Genomic DNA, 6576 nt, shown 5'->3' with positions numbered 1-6576 from the left:
CATCTCCAATCCAAGCAAAAAGTAAGCCAGTTAAGAGGATTTTTCGAGATGGAAATTTTCGATGAAAATAAACTCCAAATCCTAATAACGGAATTAAAGCCGGTTTTAGAAATAAATCTAAATTTTCATTTCCCCTAAATAAAACAATGAGATATACAATACTAAAAACAATATAGATTTTAAAAAAAATGGTGTTTTTCATAAGCGGTTTATGAATTGATTATTTGGTTTTGGTTATTTTAAAATCGATAGTTACAAAGTAAATCGAAAGTAAAAACGAGATACTCAAATAACTTAAAATGATATAATTACTTGCAGAAAAAACATGATTTAAGCCAAACCAATCTCCATAATACGCTATAATAGCAATTGCAATTATAAAGCGTAAACCTTCCCACAAAACAGCAAATCTGCTTTTGTCCATTAATTCCGTGTAGCTATAAATGGTTGCTAATATAAAGAAACCGTATATAAAAATGTTTGGTAAACCAATTTTAGCAATATTATCAAATAAATAGGTTACAAACAACAAGGTGATTAAAACTTGTGTTACAGACCAGTAAATTAGCTTTTGAGAGTTTTGCGTACCGTACTTTTCAAAATCAAAAACATTATCGATTTTGTTGACAGGATATTTTATTTCAAAATTTTCAGGTCTCCAGCCCGTTGGTTTAAACCAAATCGTGAATTTGTCTTTCCAATTTTCAGATCTCCAAGCATCTTTAATCAATAACGTCAAATGCTGAAAATTAATTCGGATAGGATTCCATGTATTTGCTGGTCTTGTAATACCAAAAACCGGAGGAACATCATCTAATTCAGCCTGAAAAGTGCCAAAAAGTTTATCCCAAAAAATGAATATTTGCGAATGGTTTTTATCTAAATATTCCGGATTTATAGCATGATGCACACGATGATGTGATGGCGTAACCAAAATATATTCAACAAATCCCATTTTTTTAATATGTTTTGTATGATACCAAAATTGTAAAAATAAATGGAGCGGTAAAGTAATTGCAATTACTGTGGCAGGAACGCCTAATAATGCGGCAGGAATCAATAAAAAAGTAAATAAATTAGCTAAACTTGCAATAGGCTGACGTAAAGCGCAGGCAAGATTAAATTCCTCACTACTATGATGAATCGCGTGTTTGTTCCAGAAAAGATTAATTTGATGCGCCCATCGATGGCTCCAGTAACCATAAAAATCGATGACAAAAAAAGCAATGCAATAAGAGAGAATATTGGCTTCCTGATGATAAATGGCAATTTTAGAAACCATCCATTCATAAGATATAAAAGTCAGGCTTAATCCCAAAACATCTTTTACCGAGTTGGTAATTCCGGAACTTATGCTCGATACGCTATCAATTAAAGGAGCGGTATCGTCCTTTTTGTAAATGCCGTATATTTTTTCGAGTATAATTAAAACTAAAAAAATAGGCGTCGCGATAATCAATATCTTTCCGTATTCTTCCATAAAAAAACATTCTATTTTATTCCAAATATAGAATAAAATAGAATGTTTTTTACATTATTGGCAATTAAACAATTTCGGCACTTAATCCAGCTTCCAAAAGTTGTGTACATTGAGGTCTTAACTTGTCCATTGGTCCCGTTTTTACAGTACATTTTCCGTTGTAATGTACAATTAAGGAACATTGTTCTGCTTGTTCAGGCGTGTGACTGCAAACACGCATTAAAGTGTCAATTACGTGATCAAAAGTGTTTACATCGTCATTATAAACAATGATTTCGTTATTGAAACTTGTCGCTTCCTTTTCGCGAACTCTTTCTCTTACTTTTTCTTTAGTACTCATTTTTTTAAGTTTTTGTACTGTTGTAATTACTAATTTACTTGCCGGAGATTTGCAATTAGCAAGGTTTTTCAAAAACTAAATCTGTGCTAATCTGTTTAATCCGTTTGATCTGCGGGCGCATTTAAAATTCAGATAATCAACTATCTAATTTACGTATTTTAATGAAACCCAGTTATTTCTTTGAAATTTTTTAACATATGTTAATCCTTTTTCCGTGCATGAAGCATCAATAAAAGGAATATCTTCTTCATAGAAACCACTAAACAATATTATGCCGTCTTTATTTAAACAATCAACATAACTTTGCATATCGTTCAACAAAATGTTACGGTTGATATTAGCAATAATTAAGTCATAACTTTTTCCTGCTAATAAAGCCGCGTCGCCTTCGTAAACGGTAATATGTTTGCAATTATTGCGTTCTGCATTTTCGATAGAATTTAAATAACACCAATTATCAATATCAATTGCATCAATTGGTTGAGCGCCTTTCATTTCGGCTAAAATGGCTAAAATCGCCGTTCCGCAACCCATATCAAGGGTTTTAAGACCTTTAACATCCATTTCAAGTAAATGCTGAATCATCATATGAGTTGTTTCGTGATGACCAGTTCCAAAACTCATTTTTGGCTCAATTACAATATCAAATTCGGCATCAGTTTTTGGGTGAAAAGGAGCGCGAACATGGCATTTTCCGTCCACATCAATCGCTTCAAAATTCTTTTCCCATTCCTCGTTCCAGTTTACCTGATCGATTTCTTCAACCGTATATTCGATTTTAAATTCTTCAGATTCTAAAATATAAATGTCATCCAAGATATTCTCATCCCACAAATCCTTTTTTACATAAGCCGAAATTCCTGTTTCAGTTTCTGTAAAAGTTTCAAATGCTTTTTCACCTAATTCAGCAATTAAAATTTCTGAACCTGGTTCTTTTGGTTCAATCGTAAAATGGTATCCTAAATATATATTCGACATAAATAATTTTTTTGCAAAGGTAAGAATCCAAAGCAGAAGTTGTTCATAAATAATCGACATCCTTATATTTATTAATGTTAATTTTGAATAGAATTTGTAAGGATTTTTAAAATATGAAGAATATCATTTTTATTTTGCTTTTTGCGGCACTTAACGGCGCAACTTGTGAAAAAGAAGAACATGAAGTAGTGCGATCGTTTTGTTATTGGAAAACCGATCTGAATTTTCAGAAAGAAGATGATTCCTTAATCAGGAATTTGAAATTACAGCATATGTACGTTCGTTTTTTTGATGTTGACTGGAATCCATACGCAAAAGAACCTTTACCAGTCGCGACAATTCACGATATCAGACTTAATGAAAGTAATCCTGAAATCACGCCAAGTATTTTTATTACCAATGAAGTTGTTTTGCAATCAAACAAAAAACAATTAGACAGTCTGGCGGCACGAATTGCAAAACGTGTGCAAATAATAGGTGAAAAAATAAATGAAACGAAAGCAGATAATGTTGCCAACTCAATTGTTTATCCAAAGGATTATTACAAACAGGAAAATTACAAACGTATTAATTACGACTCAGTAAAAGCAATTGAATTGGGAAAACTAAAGGTTGATTTTAAAGAAATTCTAATTGATTGTGACTGGACAGAAAAATCGAAAGACAATTATTTCTATTTACTGAAACAAATTAAAAAAGGATTTCCAACGGCGCAAATTTCTGCCACAATCCGACTCTGGCAATATAAATATGCTTCAAAAGCCGGGATTCCGCCAGTTGATAAAGGTTTATTAATGTGTTATAATTTGACAAAACCGGAAGATTTTAATTCTAAAAACTCAATAGGAACCAGCGAGGAATTGGCACAATATATTACGCACGATCAATATAAACTGAAACTTGATATTGCATTGCCATTATACAGTTGGGCAGTTGTTTTTAGAGGAAATCAGTTTAAAGGTATTTTATCAGATTATGATCAATTACGGAATGATTCGATTAAATTAAAAAAAATATCATCTGAGAAATATGTTTTGGAAGACGATGTTTTGATTGGACAAACTTATTTGAGAAACGGTGACGAAATCAGGATTGAGAAAATTTCCGAAAAAGAATTGGAGGAAATGATTTCGATTGTAAAAAGCAAAATTAAGATTGACAATCAAACCAAAGTGACTTTTTTTTCTTTCGATAAAAAATACATTGACGATTATGGAACCCAAAATATATCCAGCTATTATGAGAGTTTTTAGTAGTTTACTTTTAGTTTTAAGCTTTCAGGTTTCCTTTGCCTGTGGTTGGAGCGTTTCGCCGGAAACAAGTCGTTTGGCTTTGTTTAAAGCGCAAAGAGAAGGTTTTTTTAAACTGACACCATTTTATTATTCAGCAGATTATTACTATGCTACAAATACTATTTCCGGCGTTGATCAGGAATTGAATTGTCAGGAATGGCAGAAAAAACTAGGCAGTCAAATTGATCCAAAAGACGTGCATACTATTTTGTATGAAACTGACGGAGAACAATTTGAAGCTGCTTATGAAGCCAAATCATTAAAAAAGGCTTTTGATAAAAATACTTTTATCGAAGCTTTGCTATTACCAAAAAATAAAGCCTTTTTTAATTATATATTATTTGCTAAAAAGCTCGAATACAATAGTAATAATGATGTAAAATGGGAATCCTGGGATCAGGTTGGTTATGGAAGCAAAGATCATAAATTAGCCGATGTTAATGATTTTGAAAAGAAAATAAAAACGGCAAAAGATGCTTTCCTGAAACAGCGTTATGCCTTTTTAATTTTAAGATATAATTTTTATGCTGAAGATAAAAACGAAGTAATTCGTTTATATGATACTTATTTAGCGGACAATAAAAACACTATTTTAGAACCGTGGGCTTTGTATTATAAGGCTTTATGTATCGAAAATTTCCCGTTGCAGAACTATTTACTGAGTAAAGTTTTCGCTTCATGCGAAGAAAAATCGTTTGCAGTTTTACAGCATTATAATTGGAAATTAACCGAAGAAACTTTGGCTCTTGCCCAAAATGACGAAGAACGAAGCGTAATTCTGGCAATAGAAAGTTTTAGAAATCCTGCGCCGGATTTAAAAACAATACAAGAAGTTTATAAAGTAAGTCCAAACAGTATTAATTTAAGTTTTTTAATTGGAAGAGAAATCAATAAACTCGAAGATTGGATTTTCACGCCTCAATATACCAACAACGGAAGTCCATCGGTTACTTTTGAAGGTACAGATTGGTATGGAAATTATGCCAAAGCAAAAGAAGAAAACTTTAATAAGGATATCTCGCATTTAAGAGCATTAGAATATTTCTTAATTTCTATTCGCGAACAAACTTCAGGAGAACAAAAAGATTATGTTACCGCAGCGATTGCGCAACTGTGTTTTATGGATGATGAGATTGATTTGGGAAAAAAATATACCAATATGATTTCTGATAAAGCCAATGCATCGATCCAAATGCAAAAAAGTATTCAGTTGGCATTAGTTTCCTTAAAACAAGATGATTTGAAAAATGAAAAAGTTCAAAACCAACTTTTTAAATACTTTGATTCAGTGGAAAGTTTGGTTGAAACTGACAACGGATTATTTAAAAATTTATATAGTTTGTACCGAATTGCCAGTGGAGATTTTGCCAGGAAAGGTGATCGTGTTACTGCAGGATTATTAATGATGAAATCAGACACTAAAAGCGGGGGAGAATATTCGGTTTATGATAATCCTTATTTCTACAGTTATATAGGTTATTTTGACCGAAGCGCAACCATAGAAGATGTTGATAAATTGATGGCGTTACAACAAAAAGAAGGCAAAACGCCTTTTGAAAAATACATTTGTTCCGGAACAATCGCACCAAATATAAATTATTATAAAGATCTAAAAGGAACAATTGCATTTAGAAATAATAATTTAGAATTAGCTTATGAAACCTTTGCAAGTATGCCAAAAGATTTCTGGGAGAAGAATTATGCGTTTGCCGATTATTTGAACGAAAATCCTTTTTCACCTAAAATTCTGCAAAAAGATAAGGAACGCAAATTTGATTACCGTTTTAATAAAGCCGATTTTATTGCAAAACTAATTCAGTTAAAGAAACAAAATACGGCATCGGGCAATTTACAACTGGCACATGCTTATTTTAATGTTTCGTATTTAGGAAATTCCTGGATGATGGTTGCGTATGATTGGACAGCCGGTGAATCGTATGTTGATTATGTATATGGAGACAATTCTGAGAATGAAAAAAGATATCAAAAAGGCAATTATTACAGCTTAACAATGGCTAAAATGTATTATGAGAAAGCTCTGAAAATGTCGAAAAACAATAACGAAAAGGCTTTAGCAAGTTTGATGATTTTTGAATGTAATTATTACAATCATAATATGAATAGTATTTCAACTGAAGAGGAAGAGAAAAATCCGTTTAAGGCAGGGCAGGAGCTGGTCAATTTTTATTCGGTTTATAAAACAACACCAACTTTTAAAAAATACAATTGCCCATTATTGCAGTCCTTTATAAACTAAAATTTAAACCATATAAGTGATATAAGTTCATTTAAGTTTGATTCTGAGAAAATAAAGCATAAAAAAAGTGTTCGCAAAGCGAACACTTTTTTTATAGTAAAATCTAAAATCTAAAATCTAAAATCTAAAATATAAAATCTAAAATCTAAAATCTAAAATCTAAAATCTAAAATCTAAAATCTAAAATCTAAAATCTAAAATCTAAAATCTAAAATCTAAAATATCAGAA

At 31.4% G+C, this 6576-nt stretch carries 5 protein-coding genes and 1 pseudogene; 2 read left to right on the top strand and 4 right to left on the bottom strand.

Annotated elements, in window-relative coordinates; translation table 11 throughout:
• The 4 genes and pseudogenes from ACHZDT_RS11890 to prmA form a co-directional block, all read right to left on the bottom strand.
• Positions 1-202 (bottom strand): annotated as a pseudogene (locus ACHZDT_RS11890) (lysoplasmalogenase); the annotation flags it as partial.
• A gap of 18 nt (positions 203-220) precedes the next feature.
• The gene (locus ACHZDT_RS11885; RefSeq protein ID WP_394774843.1) at positions 221-1480 is read right to left on the bottom strand and encodes a sterol desaturase family protein; all 1260 of its coding nucleotides are present in this window, start codon (positions 1478-1480) and stop codon (positions 221-223) included.
• A 64-nt stretch (positions 1481-1544) separates the two neighbouring features.
• The gene (locus ACHZDT_RS11880) at positions 1545-1820 is read right to left on the bottom strand and encodes an ATP-dependent Clp protease adaptor ClpS (protein WP_394774842.1); all 276 of its coding nucleotides are present in this window, start codon (positions 1818-1820) and stop codon (positions 1545-1547) included.
• Positions 1821-1964: 144 nt separating this feature from the next.
• Positions 1965-2798: a 50S ribosomal protein L11 methyltransferase gene (prmA, locus tag ACHZDT_RS11875; protein ID WP_394774841.1), complete on the bottom strand. Its 834-nt coding sequence runs from the start codon at positions 2796-2798 to the stop codon at positions 1965-1967.
• Between the two features lie 113 nt (positions 2799-2911).
• Here prmA and ACHZDT_RS11870 point away from each other — a divergent pair, with 113 nt between their 5' ends.
• The gene (locus tag ACHZDT_RS11870; protein WP_394774840.1) at positions 2912-4051 is read left to right on the top strand and encodes a hypothetical protein; all 1140 of its coding nucleotides are present in this window, start codon (positions 2912-2914) and stop codon (positions 4049-4051) included.
• Positions 4011-6347, top strand: a complete 2337-nt coding sequence (locus ACHZDT_RS11865) for a hypothetical protein (RefSeq protein ID WP_394774839.1) — start codon at positions 4011-4013, stop codon at positions 6345-6347. The genes ACHZDT_RS11870 and ACHZDT_RS11865 overlap by 41 nt, the downstream gene beginning before the upstream one ends.
• Positions 6348-6576: the final 229 nt, after the last annotated feature.

This window comes from Flavobacterium sp., from assembly GCF_043722275.1.
Classification (GTDB): domain Bacteria; phylum Bacteroidota; class Bacteroidia; order Flavobacteriales; family Flavobacteriaceae; genus Flavobacterium.
Note: the sequence above shows the minus strand (reverse complement) of the source record. Positions and strands in the feature narration are given on the sequence as shown.